This is a genomic window from Serratia sp. szju (assembly GCF_044594185.1).
Classification (GTDB): domain Bacteria; phylum Pseudomonadota; class Gammaproteobacteria; order Enterobacterales; family Enterobacteriaceae; genus Serratia; species Serratia bockelmannii.
In genome coordinates this window covers 5122755-5140357 of sequence record NZ_CP172576.1, presented here as the reverse complement: position 1 = coordinate 5140357, position 17603 = coordinate 5122755, and the positions used below count along the sequence as shown (strand labels likewise).

The window sequence follows — 17603 nt, the reverse complement described above, 5'->3', positions numbered from 1 at the left end:
TTGTGAGTGTGGGTGTGTTTATTATTCGGCTGAACAAGGACTTGGGTAGAATTGTAAAAATAGATAGATACGGTATTTTTGGCGGTTATTTACGGCCATCACACGCGAGATGGCCGTTATTCTAACGCTTAAGGGTGATGCTTATTATGCCGCATCCGCCAGCATAAACATGCCGTAGGGGTGAATTTCCAGATAATACTGCTCGCCGACGTTGGGTTGCAGGCGGGTGGCGTTAACCTGCAGCAAAATCTGCTGCCCGTGCCACGCCACCGTCACTTCATACTGCGGCCCCATGTAGGCGACATGTTGGATCACGCAGCGCTGGCTTTCATCGCCATGCTCGCTCAGCGTGATCGCTTCCGGCCGCACGCCCACCGTGCCGGCGCCTTGGGCGGCAAAATGCGCGGGGCGCGGCAGGCGGTAGCCGCTGATATCGACATGATCGGCGCTGAAGTTGGCCGGGAACAGGTTAGCGTCCCCCATAAAGCTCGCCATAAAGCGCGACGCCGGCTGCCGATAGAGATCCTGCGGCGAGCCCATCTGCATGATATGGCCCTTGTTCATCACCAGCACGGTGTCGGAGACCGCGAAAGCCTCGCTCTGATCGTGGGTAACGTACAGCGAAGTGATATCAAACTGCTTTTGCAGCTCGCGGATCTTTTCGCGCATGCTGCGGCGCAGGTTGGCGTCGAGATTGCTCAACGGCTCGTCGAACAGCAGCACTTTCGGCTTGAGGATCAGCGCGCGCGCCAGCGCCACGCGCTGCTGTTGGCCGCCGGAGATCTGATCGACATAGCGATCGTCGAACCCAGCCAGATCCACCATCGCCAGCGCTTCCTGCACGCGCGCTTTCACTTCGGCGCGCGGAATGCCGAGCATCTTCAGCCCATAGCCGACGTTCTCCCCCAGCGACATATGCGGGAACAGGGCATAAGACTGAAACACCATGCAGATGTCACGCTGCTGGATGGAACGATGGGTAACGTCTTCACCATCAATGAATATCTGCCCGTCGCTCGGTTTCTCCAGCCCGGCGACCAGGCGCAAAATGGTGGTCTTGCCGCAGCCGGAAGGGCCGAGCAGCGTCACCATTTGCCCCCGTGGGATGGTGAGCGTGATGTTATCGATTACCGTGTTGCTGCCGAACCGTTTGGAGACGTTACGCAGTTCAACGAAATTTTTCTGGCTCATCATGGGCTCCATTACGCCTGGTTTTTGGCTTTTGAACGGGAGATGCGTGCCTCACCGATCAGCCAGTCAAAGAGGAAAATAATCGCCAGCATCACCACGATCAGAATTGAACCGTAGGCGATCGCCACGCCGTATTCGCCGTCTTCCACGCGGTTGAGGATGTAGGCGGTGGCCACGCGGGTATCGGGGGTGACCAGGAAGACGATGGCGCTGACGGTAGTGATGGCGCGCACGAAGCTGTAGATCAGCGCCGACAGGATCGCCGGGCGCAGCAGCGGCAGCAGGATGTGCGTGATGGTGCGCAGCGAGCCGGCGCGCAGGCTGAGCGAGGCTTCGTCCAGCGATTTGTCTATCTGGCCCAGCCCGGCGATCCCGGCGCGAATGCCCACCGGCACGTTGCGCATCACCATCGAGATAATCACGATGGCGGCCGTCCCGGTGAGGTACACCGGCGCGCTGTTAAAGGCGAGAATGTAAGAGACGCCCGCCACGGTGCCCGGCACCGCAAAGCACAGCATGGTGGTGAACTCGATGGTCTTTTTGCCCTTGAACTGCTGGCGCACCACGATCCAGGCGATCAGCAGGCCGAAGGCGGCGGTGATCGGCGCGGCGATCCCGGCGTACAGCAGCGTGTCGAGCAGCGAAGGCCACGCGCCGTCGCTCATGCCCTGGCCGAACAGCTTGATGAAGTTATCCAGCGTCAGCGTGTAATCCACCCCCCAGTTGACGGTGAAGCTGCCGTAGAAAATGCTGCCGTAGAGCAGGGCGTTAAAGGCTATCCACACCGCCAGCAACGCGATCACGCCCCACACCAGCGTGACCGGCAGCGGCTGTACGTCGCCGCGGTAGGATTTGCCGGACACGGTGACGTAGGAACGCTTGCCGATCCACAGGTACTGGATGCAGAACACCAGCAGCGAGAACAGCAGCAGGAAGGCGCCGAGGGTGCTGGCGGCCTGATAGTCGAGCTGCGAGCCGGTGATGTAGAAATAGATTTGCGTCGCCAGCACGTCGAAGTTGCCGCCGAGCACCAGCGGGTTGCTGAAGTCGGCCAGCGATTGCACCACCACGATCAGAAACGCGTTGGCCAGCGCCGGTTTCAGCAGCGGCACGAACACGCCGTTAAAGGTTTGCCAGCGGCTGGCGCGCAGGGTGTAGGAGGCCTCTTCCAGCGAAGGATGAATGGTCTTGATCGCGCCGTCGAGGATCATGAACGCCATCGGCGTGAATGCCAGCACCTGCGCCAGCCAGATGCCGGTAAAGCCGTACAGCCAGTTGGTGTTGGTCAGGCCGAACCAGGCCACCATCCACTCGGTGACGTAGCCGGAACGCCCCATCATCAGCGTGACGCCCAGGCCGACGACGAACGGCGGCGTGACGATGGGCAGGATGGAGAAGATGCGGCCGATAATGGCGCTGCGCTTGGCGATGCGGGTGGTGTAAATCGCCAGCACCAGGCCGAAGAAGGTGCAGCCGGCACCCACCGCGATCGACAGGGCGATGGAGTTGAGGATCACCTGAACGATATGCGCCTGCGACAGCACGTTCATAAACGCCAGCGGCGCGAATGCCCCCGTCTGGTCGGTGAACATCGGAATGAAAATCGCGATGCTCGGCCAGACGATGAAGACGCCGATCAGCGCCACGATGGTGACCAGCGCACCGATAACGAAACGGTCGCCGCCCAGCCAGTCGAGGCGGGTCAGCGCCAGCGTCATGATGGCGCCCAGCGCGGTCAATTGCACCAGGGTGGCGTAGCCTAAACCGCGTCCCGCCACCGTGGCGCTGACGACGATAAAGGCCATGCACAGCAGCGCCCAGCCGGCATCGAACGCGTGCCGCCGCCGCCGTTCACCGCCCGCCGCGGCGCAGGGGCGAAGCAGCAATAGGCTCGGCAACAGGCACCAAAGCCAGCTGATATTGCGGTGTGACCAGCCGTAGGCCGCGAGGATTTCATCGCTGGTGGATTCCAGCAGGCCGTAATCCAGGCTCCAGCTCGGCAGCAGGGCGAACGCCAGCCAGCCAAGCAAAACCCAAAGGAATATCGCATCTCGTTTTTTCACGAGATGGAGTGCATGTGTATGTGACATAAGTTTCCCGGATGTTCAGGCCGGGTAAGGCGTGAAGCTTACCCGGCAACAGGCGCAGAATGTGGGTTTATTTACCCATCTTGACTTCGCTGACCCATTTATTGATCAGCGCCTTGCGGACCTCGGTCGAGCCGTACTTGTCCATGTCGTAGTTGATCAGTTTCAGATCGTCGAGCTTCAGCGAGTTCGGCGAGGTATCGGCGGTGGTGTTGGTCAGGATCTGATAGGATTTGCCTTTCTTCCACGCCAGCTCCTGCGCCTCTTTCGACAGCACCCAGTCCACGAACAGTTTGGCGTTATCGAGGTTGCGCGCGCCTTTGAGGATGCTGACGCCGCCGATTTCGTAGCCGGTGCCTTCACAAGGCGAGATCAGCTCAAGCGGCGCGCCCTGTTCTTTTTCGAGCGAGTAGTCATGCAGGAAACCGATGCCGATCGCCGTTTCACCGCGGGCGGCGTTGCGCGCCGGGGCAATGCCGGACTTGGTGTACTGCGAAACGTTGGCGTTCAGCTGCTTGAGGTAATCGAACGCCTGATCGTCTCCCCACAGTTGGGCAAAGGTCGCCAGCGCGGTGTAGGCGGTGCCGGAACTTTGCGGATCGGCGATTTGAATCTCGCCTTTGTATTCCGGTTTGGTCAGGTCTTTCCAGCACTTGGGCACCGGCAGGTTTTTCTCTTTCAGGCGCTGGGTATTGACGCCAAAGCCGAGAATGCCGACGTAGACCGCCGAGGAGTAGTTGCCTTTCAGCTTGGCTGGATCGCGGAATTGCGTCATGACTTGTTCGAGGTTGGGCGATTTGTACGGTTGCAGCAGCCCCATTTCACCGGCCTGGGATTGCGGATCGAGCGTGCCGCCGTACCAGACGTCCGCCTGCGGGTTCTTCTTCTCGGCGTCCACTTTTGCCAGCGTGCTGCCGGAACCGTTGCGGATAAACGCGGTTTTCACGTCATATTTCTCGCCGAAGGCTTTGGTTTCCGCTTCGCACATTTCATTGGTGGCGCTGCAGTAAACCACCAGGCGGCCCTTGGCGTGCGCGGCGCCGCTCAGCGTGGCCAACGCGATGCCGGATGCTATCAGGGTAGTGACCCACGTTTTTTTCATTGTTTTATCCTTCTCTCGGTAGAGGTGGTAACGCTCGCCATCAGCAGCGGCATCAGCAATAAACCCATAAGAACGGCGGCGATCGACAGCAAACTGAACATGCCTGACCAGCCATAGCCTTCGATAACCCGCGACAGCGGCCAGCCCGCCAGCGCCGCCCCCAGATAGGCGAACAGGCCGAGAAAGCCGGTGATGGAGCCCGCGGCGCCTTTGTGCCCGCATTCCACGGCGGCGAGGCCAATCAGCATCTGTGGGCCGAAGACAAAGAAGCCCACCGCGAAAAAACAGCCCGCCAGCAGCGCGTAGTGATGCACCGGCGCCAGCCACAGCGCGGCGACGGAAACCATCAGCCCGAGCGTGAACAGCAAAATCATTGGCGCGCGCTGCCCGCCGAACAGCACATCCGAACCCCAGCCGGCGAACAGCGCACCGAGCAGGCCGCCTATTTCGAACAGCATCACCGTGGCGTTGGCGCTGAGCAGGTTGACGCCGTGGCTTTCCGTCAGCCAGAGATTGCCCCAGTCGTTCAACGCGATGCGGATCAGGTAGACCAGCACGTAAGAGACGCCGAGCAGCCAGATCATCGGGTTCTTCAGCATCGTGGTGCGCAACATCTGCCACAGCCCCATCGGCGGGCTTTGCTGTTCCTGGCGCAGCTCCAGCGGATCGTGGCGCCACTGGCCGACCGACGGCAGGCCTTCTTCCTGCGGCGTGCCTGTCAGCTGCCGCGTGAGCCAGATGCCCAGCACCATGCTGACGGCCCCCGGGATCAACATCGCCGCCTGCCAGCCCCAGCGCTGGGCGGCGAAGGCGCTGATCAACGGCACGATCGCGCCGCCGAGGTTGATCGACATATTCCAGCAGCCCCACCAGAAGCCACGCTCATTGCGCGAATACCAGTGGGTCAGCAGCCGCGCGCAGGGCGGCCAGCCCCAGCCCTGAAAGAAGCCGTTCAGCGCCCAGACCGCCAGCAGCAGCGTCAGCGATTCGCCGAAGGCGAACGCCACGTTCAGCAAACCGGTGGCGAACAGGCCGATCCCCATAAACCCGCGCTGCCCATGGCCGTCGTGCCACAACCCGGCGGCGAATTTCGACAGGCCGTAGCTCAGATAAAACAGCGAGCCGAGCAGGCCAATGTCCCCTTTATCCAGCCCCAAATCCGTTTGCAGCGCCGGCAGCACGTAATTCACGCTTTTGCGCGTCAGGTAAAAGGCGGCGTACCCGATGACCATATACAGCAGCAGTCGCGGGCGCAGCGCGCGGTAACGATGATCGATTTCAGATGCCGAGCGTGCTTGCATAGCCGCCTCCCTGGTGCTGACTATAAGAAGGTGAAAGGGAAAGGGGATGAGAGAAAGTCCGGAGTGGCTAAGACTTTTTCCTAGTTAGTCGGCGGTTTGTTGCAAATTTGTGGGCAGGTTAACAATTACCCGGGTGCCGCGCTGCGTTTCCAGCGTCAGTTCGCCGCCGAGTGCGCTGACCCGTTCGCGCATCCCCTGAATGCCGAAGCCAGGCTCCTTGTCCGCACGGATGCCGGTGCCGTTGTCCCGCACCTCGAGGTGCAAAAGCTCACCCTGTTGATACAAGACGATGGCGACTTCGCTGGCTTCGGCGTGTTTGCACACGTTGTTGAGCAGCTCTTGCAGCAGCCGGTAGAGGGTGAAGCGCACCGTCTCGCCGGCGGGCGTGTCGATGAGTCGGTAGTCGAAATGGCAACGGATGCCCCGTTCGCTAAAGGCGAATTCATTCAGCAGGTGGTGAAGCGCGTCTTTGAACGCCAGCTCGTCCAGCGCGGGCGGGCGAAGCTGGCGCAGCAGCTGGCGCGTGGAGTGATGAATGCGCCGGGCGAGATCGGCTATCTGGTTCGCGGCGGCCTGGGTTTGCGCCGGATCGCGCGCCCGCTTGACCAGCTGCGACTGGATTTGAATCGCGGTGATGTTCTGGCCGATTTCATCGTGCAGCTCGCGCGCCAGGTTTTTTCGCGTGTCTTCTTCGGTGTGGATCAGTTTTTCGGTCAGCGCCCGCCGCGCCGCCAGCTCTTCTTCCAGGCGTCGGCGATAATGGTGCAGGTTTTGCGCCAGGTGTTGCTGGCGGCTGATGGCGATGCCCAGGCCGATGCCGAGCAGCGCCTGCGTCGCCAGAAAGATTTCCAGCTCGACCAGATTGCCGAACCCCACGCCGACCTGCCGGGCGAGGGTGATCATCATGCTGCCGAGCAGGCCGGACAACACGCCGCCCTGCCAACCGAACTTCCACGCCATCACCACGTTCGGCAAAAACACCACGATCAGCAGCAGGCGCTCGATTTCCGGCGATAGCACCATCTGCGTACCGATGCCGATAACGAAAAACAGGCTGCACCAGATGATTAAGGAGGCGCGCAGCGGCGGATTGGTGGTGTCCAGCCCCAGCAGGTGGTAACGGTGCTGTTGGCGCAGAAATTCAAAGATCAGGTAGACGAACGGGGTCAGCAAAACGCCGCCGGTAAACGACGCCAGGCCGAGCAACATCGCCGGGCTGTGCGCGAAAGGCGACAGCAGGGCGGTATTGAGCAGCGAGGCGGCGGTCACGGTAGCCAGCAGCAGCGTCAGCCGCTGCCAGTAGAGCGGAAAACGGCGCCAGAATCGCTGCGCGAGCGCGGCCGGGAGCAGGGTGATGAACGGCGCGGCCAGCAGGCCGTAGCCGCTCAGCAGGCGTTCGCCGTGTAGCCAGAACAGCAGCAGCACCGGCGGTATTATCAGAGCGGGCCAATAGCGGCGCGCCAGCAAGATCAGCAGCGCGAGATAGACGCCGTGAGACAGAAACAGCGCTGCCTGATTGCCGTTGTGGGTCAGATAGAAGCCGAGCGTCCACAGCATCAGCCAGCCACTGCCCCAGGCCAACAGGATAAACAGCGAGATAACCCAGCGCCGTGAACGGAGTGACATCAATGCCCCGCCAGCAGTTGATGATCGAGGGCGAAATGCACCAGCTCAATGGTGCTGTTGCACTGCAGCTTGCCCAGGACGTTGGCGCGATGTACGTGTACCGTTTTATGGCTGAGATCGAGCTTGAAAGCGATCTCCTTTACGCTGTCGCCTCTGACCAGCAGATCGAATATTTCACGCTCGCGCGGGGTCAGCACTTCCAGCGCCGTGGCCGGCTGCTCGCCGCCGCGCAGCGCCCGCAGCGCGTCGGCGCACAGGTAATGGCCGCCCATCTCGACGGAGCGCACCGCCTGCACCAGTTCTTCCGGCCCGCAGCGTTTGGTCAGATAGCCGCTGGCGCCGGCGTCCAGCGCGCTCTGCACGAAGGTGGGGGAGTCATAGATGCTGAGGATGATTGCGCGGAACTGCGGCTTCTGCGCCCGCAGGCGTTTCAACAGGCTCAGGCCGTTTTCATCCGGCATGGCGATGTCCATCACCGCGACGCTGACGTCGTCGCGCAGCAATGCCGGCCAGGCCGCCGCCGCGCTGCTGTATTGCCCCACCACGTCGATATCGTCCTCGAGGCTGAGCAATTGCGCAAAGCCGGAGCGCACCACCACATGGTCATCCACCAGTATCACACGGATCATTTTCGCACTCTGTTGCCGAATCATGACCCTATGATGCCTGCCGCCGCGGTGCTGGCAATCAGCCAAGCGCGGTTATGCAATCGATGTAACATAATCGTAATAAAAGGGCGCCGCCCGCGTCGTCAACGCTCCACATCGATGGCGAAATGCTGCCACAGCGCGGCGCGGCGTTCCTCTTCCGAATGCAGCGTCGTTTCGTGGCGCTGGTGATCTTCGGTCACGATCAGCTTCATGTCGCTGAGGGTCACCCGGCCGTGCTCCGTCGGCCGTGAGCACACCAGACGTTGGGTGAAATGCGACTGCGGCGAGGTGCTGTGGAAGTGGCACATCTCGTCGAACTCAGGCAATTCGCGCGGCTGAACGGTAAAGCGATACAGGGTTTTGGCATGCGAGCGTTGGTCGCCGTTGCGGCGCTCCAGCAGGTAATACTCGCCTTCCTGCTCCAGGTGGAAAGTGCCGCTGGCCTGCGGTTGCGGCTCGGCAACGACGATTTTGAGCGGCGTCAGGAAGGAATCGCCGAAACCGACGTCCACCAGCCAGGCCTGGCCCGCCAGATCCACCCGCAGCGCCAGATGGTCGTAGGGCGGGCCGAAATGGCCGTCGCGCGCGCGGATCTCGCCGGAGATGAAGCTCACCTTGAAACCGATCTCCCGCAGCAGCAGGGCAAACAGCGTGTTCAGCTCATAACAGAAACCGCCGCGGTTACGCTCGACCACCTTGCTGAACAGTGCCTCCGGCGTCAGCTGAATACCCTGATGATAAATAATGCTCAGGTTCTCGAACGGTACGCTCAGCATGTGGCGATGGTGCAGCTGTTGCAACGTGGGGAGGTCAGGGCGGGCGCCGCCGGTAAAGCCGATATGCTGCAGGTAGCGTTGGGTATCCACAGGGTGTCTCGCATGAGAAAAAGTAGGCATAAAATAGCGGGCTTTGCGGCGTTTGTGAGCGCATTACGTGCTGCGTTGTCGGCATAACTCATAACCAAATCGACTCAGATGTGCAGCATTGCTGCCGTACACTGAATCGAAATGGATAAGGAGTAAGTATGGATTTAACCTTGAAAGCGCAGCGATTTGCCAATGAAGCTCACCATGCCTGCAATCAGCGGCGCAAGTTCACCGGGGAGCCGTATATCGTGCATCCTGCAGCGGTGGTGGTTCTGCTGCAGCGAGCCAAGCCGACGCCAGAAATGGTCGCCGCTGCCTGGCTGCATGATACGGTAGAAGATACGGCGGTGACCCTGGCGGATATCCGGCGAGAATTCGGCCCGACGGTCGAGCGTTATGTGGAAATGTTGACCGACGTGCAGCCTCGCAGCTATGGCGGTGAGCGTCTGCACCGTAAAAATGCCAATCTGCAGCACAGCGCGCAGGCCTGCGCGGAAGCGCAGACCATCAAACTGTGCGACTTGATTGACAACAGCAGGAGCATTACCGATTACGATGTCTCCTTTGCCCGTCACTATCTGGTGGAAATGGCGCGTTTATTGGCCGTTTTATCGGCGGGCGAGGCCGGCCTGTTGGCCCTGGCCCGCCGACAGTGCGCAGAAGCTGTCGAACGCCTCAACCGTCGTTATGGAAACGACGGCTGGTTCGACACGTTGTGGCAGAGGTATGAGGCCCATCTTAAGCTGGATGAGCTGAAAACTGGGTCAGCAGCAAAATAACAGGAATGGTGACCGCCGCCAGTAGCGTTTGAATCGTGATGATGCCGGCCGACAAGCGATAATCGCCGCCCAGCAGTTTCGCCATGATGTAGGCGGAAGGTGTACAGGGTAAGGCGTTAAACAGGACGATAGTCGCCAACACCGGGCCGGAGATGCCCAGGGCGATGCCGATTCCCAGCGTCAATAGCGGTACCAGCAACAACTTGACGAAGGTCGATTGTAGGACGGGGCCCTGCGCCGTACGCGCCGCCTGTATATCCAGCCCTGCGCCGACCGCCAGCAACCCCAATGGCAGAGAGGCGCCGCCGAGAATAGTGAGAATGTTCTCCAGCGCCGCGCCAAGCGACAAGTCACTGGCGTTGAAGGCCAGACCGGCCAAGACCGAAAGGATCACCGGGTTTTTCCCCAGCGCTTTGGCGATCTGTTTGCCGCCGGGGCGGGTACCCTGGCCGTAATGCATCAGTACGACAATCGAGGCCACGTTCAACAGCGGGATGGCGACGGCGATGCTGATGGAGGTCACCGTCAGGCCGGTGTGGCCGAAAGTCGCCGCCGCTGCGGCAACCCCGATGTAGGTATTGGGGCGCAGAGCGCCCTGTATGACCGAAGAGAAAACCGGCCCGGGCTGTTTTAGCCAGATTCGCCAGAGGTACAATGACAAGGCGCCAATCAAGACGGCGCCCAGCACAGACAGGGCAATCGGCCGCACTGGAAACTGGCTGAGGTCGGCTTTGCCGACCTGGATAAACATCAGCGCCGGGAAGAGATAAAAGTAATTCAGCTTTTCGCAGGGCAGCCAGAAAGCCCGATCGATCAGGTTCTTGTGCCGTAGTGTGAATCCCATTGCGATTAAAAATATCACCGGAATCAGAGAAAAGAGAGTCGTCGCCATGGTGATCCTATAAATAGCCTTTAGTGAGGACGACCACGCCATAGAAGGCAATAAAGCCGGTCACCATTTTTTCATAAACGGGAGCGCTGGCTCTCTTGAACAGCAGATTGCCGACGACCAGATACACAAGCAGAGCCAGCGGTGCCGCGGTGAAACCGTCGAGGCTCAGAGCTTGCCATTTAATGCTGGCCAGCGTGGCCAATTGAATTAAACCGAACATCAGGTAGTAACGGGAGACGGTGGTTCTTATCTCCAGTTTCTCTCGATGGCTGGCGGCAGCGTAGAGTGCCAGCAAGGCGCCACCCATGTTGGTGACGCCATGTATCAGGCCCATGATCGCGATATAAGCGCGCTGATGTTTGCCGAGGTAACGTTTCAATGTTTCTTGCAGTGACAGGCGAAAGCGCATCAAGGCGGAAAACAGCAGGATAGCCCCCACCAGCAGATCGACATTCACTTTCACCGTCGAATGCAAAACCAGGCTCAGTGCCAGAATGACGAAAATGGCGCAAATCAGCATATTGATCTTTTCACGAGCGGGAAAAGCAATGCGGCGGGCACCAAGCGTCTGCGTCAGAGAGATCAGCACCGACGACGGCAGCAGCAGCCCAAGTACAGAGGAGAAATCAACGCCCAGCATCAAGAGCGTCGGCGTACCGAACACCAATATGCCCATGCCGAAAACCGATTGGATTACGGCAAATAGCGCAATCACCAGATAGAACAACGCATGATTATCCATCATGCCACCTCTTCGTTCCGGTGAAGCTCCTGCGCCGCGTCAGAGTGCAGGTAGGCCTCGGCGCTGAGCGTGCGCAAGATATTACCGCTGATATGCTGATTGTCTTGCTGGGCGCTGACCAGCAGCAAAACATCATGCCGATTTATCAATCCATTGTCTGACAGGACGTTCAGTGCCAAACGTTCGGTTGCCGGTTGTGTCAGATCGATCCGAGGCAATGTCAGGCCGGTGATACCCGGCAGCATATTCCAACTGCGCACCGTCGCCGCATCGTTGCCGAATGCGACGATTGGGATGCCGATGTTGGCCATGGCGGCGATGCGCACGCTGTAACCCGTGCGAGAAAAAACCACCACCCGGGAGATCGGCAAGGCGCGGGTAAGGGCGCCGATAGCCTGTCGAATATCGTCGGCCTGTGCAGGGGGAGATGAGTGGGGGGCATGCGCCAAATGCTGTTCCGCCAACTGGGCTACGCTGGCGATGCGGGCAACGGCCTCCAGCGGATAACGTCCTACGGCGGTCTCACCGGAAAGCATCACCGCCGCGGCGCCGTCCAGCACCGCGTTGGTGATGTCGCTGACCTCCGCTTTGGTTGGCAGCGGGTTCTCTATCATGCTGTGCAGCAATTCCGTCGCCACGATGGTGGGTTTGCCCGCGTGGGAGGCGGCACGGAGGATCTGTTTTTGGTAGAGGGAAACGTGGTCGATCGAGGTTTCCACCGCCAGATCGCCGCGATCGATCATGATAACGTCGGCGGCGGCGATGACTTCCTCCAGATGTTCTATGCCGCCGCTGTTTTCCACTTTCGCCACGATGCGGGGCGTATCGCTTCCGATCAGCGCTCTGATTGCGTTGATATGTGCGGCGCTTTCGACGAAGCTGATGCCGATGTAGTCCACTTGATGCGCTTTGGCGAAGGCGATCATGTCGCGGTCTTTCTCCGTTATCAGCGCCTGCCCGAGATCGATGCCAGGCACATTGATACCTTTGCGGCTTTTTAGTTGGCCGTCCATGTCGGCCTGCAGATGGATGTCCCGATCGATGATGTTGACGACCTGGAACGAGAGGGTGCCATCATCGGCGAAAACCTTATCTCCCACCGTCAGCCGTTCATGCAACCGGCCATACCCTACCGGGACTTTTTCCTCCCCGTTATGCGAAGTATCGGTCGTGAGGATCAACGTTTGCCCTTTAGTGAACGAGGGTTCGTGTTTCAATTGCAATGTGCGGATTTTTCTACCGGGAATGTCCAGCAGCACCGGCGTATCCGGCAACGTTTTACGCAGCAGCGCGATGGTTTCCGCATGCCAGTCGAGCGTGTTGTGCGAACCGTTCAATCGGGCGACGGACATGCCAGCTTTTTCCAGCGCTGCCAAGGTGTTTATGTGGCGAGAAGCGGGGCCGATGGTAGCGATAATGCGAGTCTTTGCCATGATAAATGCTCCGATAAGTTAAGATGCATTTATCTATGACAGTTTTATGACAGCGAGGAAAATAGGGGTTTAATCTAACTAATATATAAAAAGTTATAATGGGTTTCGTCGTCATGGCTGGCGCGCTTTCCACATTTAATGATGAAAATAAAATGGTTATGCAATTTATTTCCATCGTATATCTAAAATATTGATAATGGTTATACCTTTACTTCTCGTCGTGTTGGACATCGCTGCTGCCGCAAACTGTCACTTGCCGGCGCTAGCCTGTTCCCCTGAGTTCAACGTTGCAGGAGAACGGCTATGCAAGATTTCAAACATCGGGTGGCGCTGGTGACCGGCGCGTCCACCGGCATTGGCGAAGCGATCGCCGCCGAGCTGTTTCGGCGCGGCGCCACGGTGGTGATGACCGGCCGCCACGCAGTGCCTCTCGCCGCCGCCGCCGCGCGGCTCGATCCCGACGGCCGACGGGTGATGACGTTGCGGATGGACGTGCGCGATGCGCCGTCGGTGCGGCAGGGTATTGAAGAGATCGTGCGGCGCTGCGGCGCGCTGCATCTACTGGTCAACAACGCCGGGATCACCGGCCCGCACGAGGTGGATATCGATCGGTACGCGGTCGAAGATTGGCACGAGGTGATCGCCACCTGCCTGAGCGGCACGTTTTTCGGCATGAAGTACGGCCTGCCGGCGATCGTCGCCGGCGGCGGCGGGGCGGTGGTGAACCTCTCTTCCGCCAACGGCGTGGTGGGCATTGCCGGGATTGCACCTTATACCGCCGCCAAGCATGGCGTGCTGGGCCTGACGCGCTCGGCGGCGCTGGAATTCGCCACGCGCGGCGTGCGCGTTAATGCCGTCGGGCCGGGCTATGTGGACACGCCAGCGATGGGGAAACTGCCAGCGCCGGCGCGGGCGCAGATGGCCGCTTCGCACCCGCTGGGGAGGATGGCGACGCGGGAAGAGGTGGCGAAAACGGTGGCTTTCCTGCTTTCGGACGACAGCAGTTTCACCACCGGCGCGTTTTACAGCATCGACGGCGGTTATACCGCGCGTTAATGGCAAACAGGCCCCTGACGGGGCCCGTTCGGTTACCAGGATTTACGCGGGTTGCGGGAGACGATGTCGATCTTTTGACACAACAGTTGGGTGATGTCCACCGAGGTGGGCTGAGCGGCGCTGCCGACAAAGTTTTTCAGCACGATGGCGATGCGGGCATAATTGACATAGCCCTCAGGCAACGGCAAATATTCCGACGAGTTAAGCGCAGTGATGCGATCCGAGGTCATCGTTGCCGAAGCGGCCGGCGTTACCGTGCCGGTGCGCCCCCACTGGCAAGCTTTTTCAAGTAGGGTAGTGACGCCGGCATCGCCATTCAGGACATACTTGCCTTGGTAAGTGCCGATGGTGACATCAAGGCTGCTCTGGCCTTTCAGGTTTGCCAGCGTGGCGCGCCACAGTACCAGATCGTTTTTCGCGATTGGGAAGTAGATCTCGACGCGTTTGTCCGTTGTCGTCGCCGTTTTGGTGGTGGCGGTCAGCACGCCGTTTTGCAGCGTCACCGCCAGATCGGCGGTCTCCGTTTGCGAGAGGCGTGCGCCGCCGAAGGCATAGACGTTATTCAATGCCAGCGCGCCGCTCTCTTTCCAGCTCGGCTCCGGCAGATGGTTGACGCCATCGCCCAGATAGAGCAGGCGCCACATGTTGATGTAGCCGGGCGCGACGATCTTTTTCATCTCAATATGGTTGTTGGACCAGCCTTTTTTAATGTCGGCGTTCACCAGATCGAAACCGTCGATATAACATTTTCCGCTCAGATCGCTGGACTTATCGAAGAAGAAATACTCGACGTATTGGTAGGGCACGTTGCTGCCGGCATCGGTGTTGTTGGTCATCACGCTGTGCCATTGGCTGTCTTTGATTTTTACCGTACCGCCGTTGTTGCTGGTAAAGACCGGCCGGTAGTTGCGGCAATTGGCGTTGCCCCATTCGAAGTGGCAATTTTTGAAGTCCAGCGTGCCGCCCTTAAGGTCGAACAAACCATAGTCGGTATTGGCCAACTGTTCGGTTTCATTGCTAAAGCCGCTGTAGTCGAATGAACAATCGCGGAAGGCCAAGGCATGCACCCCCTGATAATAGTTTCTGCTGTCGCCGAACAGGCATTTGTAGAAGACGATTTTTTCGCCGGCGTTAGCGGTGGTTTCAGACCAGATCGGCCAGAAGCAGCCGCGCACCATGATGCTATGCCAGCTCTGAATATAGGCGTTATTGCCAAAGACGATGCCTTTATACAGGTTGGTCAGCCAGACGTTTTGCACCAGCAGTTGGCAGGCCGGCAGGCCGTGCATGTTTGAGGCATCGCTGTAGACGCACAGGCCGCGCAGGTTGGCCGCCGCGCCAGGGGCACCCACGATGCGCAGGTTATAAATCGCCGGCGCTCCCAGCGAATATTGCACGCGTACGCACTCGATGTTGGTGGCGCCGCTGAAGTCCAGAATGGTGCCCTTAAAATCGACGGCGTTTTTCCACAGCTTCAGGTTCGCGGTGGTTTTACAAGAGCGAACGCCGCCGGGGCCAACCAGAGTAATCCCCGCCGGGGTCGTTGGGATAGGCAACTGCCACCACTCTTCGCCTTTGACCTGCAAGAAGTTGCACGCGCGGGTAATGGTCAGCGAGTAATCCAGTTCATCGCCCGGCAGGTGCCACCAATCGATGCTGTAATCGCCGTCATTGATGATGCGCTTCCAGCGGCGGTTTTGCGCGTCGACGAGCAGGGTGACGCCGTTGTCCTGGCTGGTGGTATCCGCATCGTCTCGGGTAAATACGCCGTGATGGTAGCGGTTTTCGAGCATCACCGCGGTTTCGCTACCGGCATAGCTGCGCAGGTTGGCGTAATCATTTAATGAAATCATGGAATAGCCCTCGTTTTGGACAATAAGAGGCCGATGCAATATGGCGATTGCAGGGGCGGCGGCATAGGGAAATGACATTGTGGCCGAAGGGCGAATCGGTTCGCGATCCCGGTCGGCAGAGATAAATTAACAGGCTGAGGTGAGAGGCTTAAGCGTTCAGGGTTGTGCCTGACGCCAGCAAACATCGCCGCCGGGGTTCAGGTTTGGTCTGTAGATACGAGGGTTTGCAACCAGGCCAGAAACGCCGCTGCGCCGGGTTTTTCCAGCGTGCGTGGCGGGTAAACTACGTAGTAGGGTTTGCTGAGCCGCAGCGCCGGTTCGGCCAGGGTGACCAGCTGGCCTTCCGCCAGTTCACGGGCGATCAGCCGCCGCTGGCCGAGCAGCACCCCGCGCCCTTGCACGGCGGCGTCGATGGCCAGCGAGGTCAGGTTATAGGTTAGCCCGCGCCGCGGCGGCGGCGGCCGATCGGCGGCGGTGAACCACTCGTACCAGCCCGGCAAAAACTGGCTCTCCTTGCCCCAGTCGACGTGGATCAGCGGCAGCTGCGTCCAGTCGCCGCACTCGCGCAGCGCCGGGCTGCACACCGGCTGCACCCAATCCTGAAACAGCTGCACCTTTTCCAGCAGCGGGTAATCCTGAGCGCCGAAGCACAGGGCGAAATCCGCCGCCGAATGGGCGAAATCGACCGCCGCATGGGTGGCGTGCAGCCGCAAATCGCCGTCGGGGCACTGCGCCAGCCAGTCGCCCAGCGCCGGATTCAGCCATTTAGACGCCAGCGCCGGCAGGGCGAACACCGTCAGCGCCTGTTTGCCGCGCTGGCGTTCGACGTGCTGCTGCGCCACGCGCAGCGTTTCGAACGCCTCCTGCACGTAGGCCAGGTAGTCCGCGCCCTGTTCGGTCAGCGTGACGCCGCTTTTGGCGCGAATGAACAGCGTGATGCCCAGATGCTGTTCGAGCTGGCGGATTTGCTGGCTGACGGCGGCGGCGGTCAGCGCCAGCACATCCGCCGCACGGGCCAGGCTGCCGGTGCGAGCGGCGGTTTCGAACGCCAGAATGGCGCTCAGCTTGGGCAGGCGAGCACGGGACGGTGGCGGCATGGGCAGGACTATCGCTAAGAATTCGTTAGCTTATCCATAACGTATTTTTGTTATGGCGGCAATGCGCCATTCGCTACAGTGAGAAGCATCCGGCTATCGCACACGAGGGGAACGTCATGCCGCAACTTGCCGATATTATCGATCTGTCCGCCCATCCCATCGACGACGCCGCATTCCGCGCCCGTTGCAGGCAAACGCTGGCGCGCGCCGGCGCGCTGGTGCTGCCGGGATTTCTGCGCCCCGCCGCGCTGGCGACGGTAAGGCTGGAAGGTGCCGAACAGCACCACGCGGCGTTTTACGCCAGCAGCAAACACAACGTGTATCTACGGCCGCAGGACGACGCGCTGCCGGCCGACCATGCGCGCAACCGGCTGGTGGTGTCATCCAAGGGCTGCATTACCGACGAGGATATCCCATCGCAGTCGCCGCTGCGTGCGCTGTACGATGCTCCGGCGTTTCGCGAGTTTCTCTGCGCGGTGTTGGATGAGGCGCAGCTGTATCCCTACGCCGATCGGCTGTCGTCGATCAACCTGCATTACGCCCACACCGGTCAGGAACTGGGCTGGCATTTTGACAACTCCTCATTCGCCATCACGCTGCTGATCCAGAAACCGCAGGGGGGCGGCCGTTTCGAATACGTGGAGAACCTGCGCGACGCCGACCGCGGCGAGATGAACTATGCCGGGGTCACGCAGGTGCTGGACGGTGAGCGGGCGGTCAAACAGCTGGCGATGGAGGAGGGGGATTTAGTGCTGTTTCGCGGGCGCAACGCCATGCACCGGGTGACGCCGACTGAAGGCGACACCACGCGCATGCTGGTGGTGCTGGCCTACAATGCGCAGCCGGATGTCATGCTGTCGGAAAGCGCCAGAATGACGTTTTACGGCCGGTTATAGCGGATAAAAAAACCGCCCCGGAGGGCGGTTTG

At 60.0% G+C, this 17603-nt stretch carries 15 protein-coding genes; 3 read left to right on the top strand and 12 right to left on the bottom strand.

Translation table 11 applies throughout. The annotated features are described in order from the left end of the window. Nucleotides 1-144 precede the first annotated feature (144 nt). The 7 genes from fbpC to RE418_RS24390 all read right to left on the bottom strand — a co-directional run bounded on the left by fbpC (nt 145) and on the right by RE418_RS24390 (nt 8823). On the bottom strand, nt 145-1191 hold the full coding sequence (gene fbpC, locus RE418_RS24420) for a ferric ABC transporter ATP-binding protein (protein ID WP_043136726.1): 1047 nt from the start codon (nt 1189-1191) through the stop codon (nt 145-147). Between the two features lie 11 nt (nt 1192-1202). Then, complete coding sequence (locus tag RE418_RS24415) at nt 1203-3281, bottom strand: iron ABC transporter permease (protein WP_043136731.1); 2079 nt, start codon at nt 3279-3281, stop codon at nt 1203-1205. 67 nt (nt 3282-3348) lie between these two features. After that, on the bottom strand, nt 3349-4380 hold the full coding sequence (locus RE418_RS24410; RefSeq protein WP_043136733.1) for an ABC transporter substrate-binding protein: 1032 nt from the start codon (nt 4378-4380) through the stop codon (nt 3349-3351). Continuing rightward, nucleotides 4377-5681: an MFS transporter family glucose-6-phosphate receptor UhpC gene (gene uhpC / locus RE418_RS24405; RefSeq protein ID WP_043136737.1), complete on the bottom strand. Its 1305-nt coding sequence runs from the start codon at nt 5679-5681 to the stop codon at nt 4377-4379. The genes RE418_RS24410 and uhpC overlap by 4 nt, the downstream gene beginning before the upstream one ends. 84 nt (nt 5682-5765) lie before the next feature. Continuing rightward, nucleotides 5766-7307: an MASE1 domain-containing protein gene (locus tag RE418_RS24400; protein WP_043136740.1), complete on the bottom strand. Its 1542-nt coding sequence runs from the start codon at nt 7305-7307 to the stop codon at nt 5766-5768. Continuing rightward, the gene (locus RE418_RS24395) at nt 7307-7936 is read right to left on the bottom strand and encodes a response regulator transcription factor (protein ID WP_025301940.1); all 630 of its coding nucleotides are present in this window, start codon (nt 7934-7936) and stop codon (nt 7307-7309) included. Before RE418_RS24395 ends, RE418_RS24400 begins: the two co-directional genes overlap by 1 nt. 122 nt (nt 7937-8058) lie before the next feature. Continuing rightward, nucleotides 8059-8823 (bottom strand): arylamine N-acetyltransferase, encoded by a 765-nt coding sequence (locus RE418_RS24390; RefSeq protein WP_043136743.1) that lies wholly within the window; start codon nt 8821-8823, stop codon nt 8059-8061. Nucleotides 8824-8981: 158 nt separating this feature from the next. Between RE418_RS24390 and RE418_RS24385 the strand changes: the two genes are divergently transcribed. Then, nucleotides 8982-9602 (top strand): HD domain-containing protein, encoded by a 621-nt coding sequence (locus RE418_RS24385; RefSeq protein ID WP_043136747.1) that lies wholly within the window; start codon nt 8982-8984, stop codon nt 9600-9602. On the opposite strand, the gene RE418_RS24380 is transcribed toward RE418_RS24385, so the two are convergent. Genes RE418_RS24380 through pyk form a run of 3 tightly spaced genes read right to left on the bottom strand, consistent with a single transcriptional unit; the run spans nt 9562 to nt 12669 of the window. Further along, a complete protein-coding gene (locus tag RE418_RS24380; protein WP_230203377.1) occupies nt 9562-10446 on the bottom strand; it encodes an AEC family transporter in 885 nt (294 codons plus the stop codon). The two genes, RE418_RS24385 and RE418_RS24380, sit on opposite strands and share 41 nt — an antisense overlap. Nucleotides 10447-10501: 55 nt before the next feature. Continuing rightward, nucleotides 10502-11239, bottom strand: coding sequence for a TSUP family transporter (locus RE418_RS24375; RefSeq protein ID WP_230203376.1), 738 nt, complete (start codon nt 11237-11239; stop codon nt 10502-10504). Further along, nucleotides 11236-12669: a pyruvate kinase gene (pyk, locus tag RE418_RS24370; RefSeq protein WP_043136757.1), complete on the bottom strand. Its 1434-nt coding sequence runs from the start codon at nt 12667-12669 to the stop codon at nt 11236-11238. Before pyk ends, RE418_RS24375 begins: the two co-directional genes overlap by 4 nt. Nucleotides 12670-12972: 303 nt before the next feature. Here pyk and RE418_RS24365 point away from each other — a divergent pair, with 303 nt between their 5' ends. Then, nucleotides 12973-13725 carry an SDR family NAD(P)-dependent oxidoreductase gene (locus RE418_RS24365; RefSeq protein WP_043136760.1) on the top strand — a complete coding sequence of 251 codons (753 nt, stop codon included), beginning with the start codon at nt 12973-12975 and terminating at the stop codon, nt 13723-13725. A gap of 32 nt (nt 13726-13757) precedes the next feature. Here RE418_RS24365 and RE418_RS24360 read toward each other — a convergent pair whose 3' ends face one another. After that, on the bottom strand, nt 13758-15578 hold the full coding sequence (locus tag RE418_RS24360) for a hypothetical protein (RefSeq protein ID WP_043136763.1): 1821 nt from the start codon (nt 15576-15578) through the stop codon (nt 13758-13760). A 197-nt stretch (nt 15579-15775) separates the two neighbouring features. Continuing rightward, nucleotides 15776-16675: a LysR substrate-binding domain-containing protein gene (locus RE418_RS24355; protein WP_043136764.1), complete on the bottom strand. Its 900-nt coding sequence runs from the start codon at nt 16673-16675 to the stop codon at nt 15776-15778. Between the two features lie 116 nt (nt 16676-16791). On the opposite strand from RE418_RS24355, the gene RE418_RS24350 reads away from it, so the two are divergent. Then, nucleotides 16792-17571, top strand: coding sequence for a 2OG-Fe(II) oxygenase (locus RE418_RS24350; protein ID WP_025301944.1), 780 nt, complete (start codon nt 16792-16794; stop codon nt 17569-17571). Nucleotides 17572-17603 lie beyond the last annotated feature (32 nt).